Annotated in this window: 4 protein-coding genes; 2 read left to right on the top strand and 2 right to left on the bottom strand. The window is 60.1% G+C overall.

Annotated elements, in window-relative coordinates; translation table 11 throughout:
• A partial coding sequence (locus FEM54_RS31745; RefSeq protein ID WP_171045958.1) for an NAD(P)H-dependent oxidoreductase occupies nucleotides 1-238 on the bottom strand: 238 nt, incomplete at its 3' end.
• 151 nt (nucleotides 239-389) lie between these two features.
• Nucleotides 390-704 carry a 3-phosphoglycerate kinase gene (locus FEM54_RS31740; RefSeq protein WP_138454187.1) on the bottom strand — a complete coding sequence of 105 codons (315 nt, stop codon included), beginning with the start codon at nucleotides 702-704 and terminating at the stop codon, nucleotides 390-392.
• Nucleotides 705-753: 49 nt separating this feature from the next.
• Between FEM54_RS31740 and FEM54_RS31735 the strand changes: the two genes are divergently transcribed.
• Both FEM54_RS31735 and FEM54_RS31730 read left to right on the top strand, forming a co-directional pair.
• On the top strand, nucleotides 754-1,677 hold the full coding sequence (locus tag FEM54_RS31735; RefSeq protein ID WP_017134847.1) for a PA3225 family LysR-type transcriptional regulator: 924 nt from the start codon (nucleotides 754-756) through the stop codon (nucleotides 1,675-1,677).
• A 14-nt stretch (nucleotides 1,678-1,691) separates the two neighbouring features.
• Nucleotides 1,692-1,820: alpha/beta fold hydrolase (locus tag FEM54_RS31730; RefSeq protein ID WP_420875336.1), on the top strand; the 129-nt coding region annotated here is incomplete at its 3' end.

The following is a 1,820-nucleotide window of genomic DNA, read 5'->3' as shown; positions in this document are numbered from 1 at the left end:
GTTCGTTGGAGCGGTCCAGGGACGCCTGCTCGACGCGGCTGCGCTGGTCGGCGGGTTTCATCCAGCCGCCGAGCAGGTTGGCGTCCAGGTGCGGAACCGGGTTGAGGGCCACATCACGCACAGTGATCTGATCCGCCGGGTGGGCGGCCTGCCATTGGCTGATGAACTGTTGAGTCAGCTGGCGGGAGATCGAATCCTGCTGGCGGGCGCTGCTTTCGATGATCAGAACATTGGACATGGCTGGGTAGGCTCCCTCTGTAAATGCTGTAAGACGATGGAATGAAGATTAAACAGAGCCAATTCGATAAAAAAGCGTAAAAAACTGCTATAACCCATCTATAAATTTGTTTATAAGCGGAGTATTGCTGTGGGCATGCTCCGCTGCCGGTTTATTTTGGGGTGCAGGTCAGTGCGATACGCATTTTGATAATGGCGCGGCTGAAATTCACCGTGGTGTTGGTGGTTTTCCCCGCCGCAACTGTGACCTTGCGAGTACGCGGGGCTTCCGGGCCGTTGGTAAAACGCACCTTGCACTCCGCATCATTTGAGCCGTAATTGGTCAGTCGGATCGAACTAATATTGCTGTCGACATCCGAGGCGCTGTAATCGATCTTCACACCCTGAATGTCTTTCGTCACATCGGTGCTGAATGCAAACGCGCCCATCGGCAGCAGCGCCAGCAACACACAACAGAATTTTCTCATTCGGCAGTCTCCAATAAGGACCGCCAGCTTAGGACAAGAGGAGCTCATCTTGAAAGCGCCCCGCGTTACCCTCGATCAATGGCGCACGCTGCAGGCCGTGGTCGACCACGGCGGCTTCGCCCAGGCGGCTGAAGCACTGCACCGTTCGCAGTCCTCGGTGAGCTACACCGTGGCCCGCATGCAAGACCAGCTCGGCGTGCCATTGCTGCGCATCGATGGGCGCAAGGCCGTGCTCACCGAGGCCGGTGAAGTGCTGTTGCGCCGCTCGCGGCAACTGGTCAAAAACGCCAGCCAACTGGAAGACCTCGCCCATCATATGGAACAGGGCTGGGAAGCCGAAGTACGCCTGGTGGTGGACGCCGCCTACCCGAATGCACGCCTGGTGCGCGCGCTCACCGCCTTTATGCCGCAAAGCCGTGGCTGCCGCGTGCGCCTGCGTGAAGAAGTGCTGTCGGGCGTTGAAGAGCTGTTGATGGATGGCATGGCGGACCTGGCCATCAGCGGCTTCATCATTCCAGGCTACCTGGGCACCGAAATGAGCGACGTGGAATTTATCGCTGTGGCCCACCCCGACCACTCACTGCATCGCCTGAACCGCGAGTTGAGCTTCCAGGACCTGGAAAGCCAGATGCAAGTGGTGATCCGTGACTCTGGCCGCCAGCAGCCGCGCGACGTCGGCTGGCTCGGCGCCGAACAGCGCTGGACCGTCGGCAGCTTGCCCACCGCCGCCACCTTCGTCAGCAGCGGCCTGGGCTTCGCCTGGTTGCCCCGACACCTGATCGAACGCGAACTCAAGGATGGCCTGCTCAAGCAGCTGCCATTGGAAAAGGGCGGCAGCCGCAACCCGACGTTCTACCTGTACTCGAACAAAGACAAACCCCTGGGGCCGGCCACGCAGATTCTTATCGATTTGTTGCGCACCTTCGACACCGCTCCCCTGGACGCACCTTTCGCCGCCCCCCAGCAAGCCTGAAACGGAGTTCACCCATGGCCTGGTTCGACCACGAAGGCTGCAGCCTGCATTACGAGGAATACGGTCACGGCGCTCCGCTGATCCTGATCCACGGCCTGGGCTCCAGCAGCCAGGATTGGGAACTGCAGATTCCGGTCCTGGCC

This window comes from Pseudomonas edaphica (genome assembly GCF_005863185.1).
Lineage (GTDB): Bacteria > Pseudomonadota > Gammaproteobacteria > Pseudomonadales > Pseudomonadaceae > Aquipseudomonas > Aquipseudomonas edaphica.
This window is presented reverse-complemented; position numbering and strand designations above follow the sequence as displayed.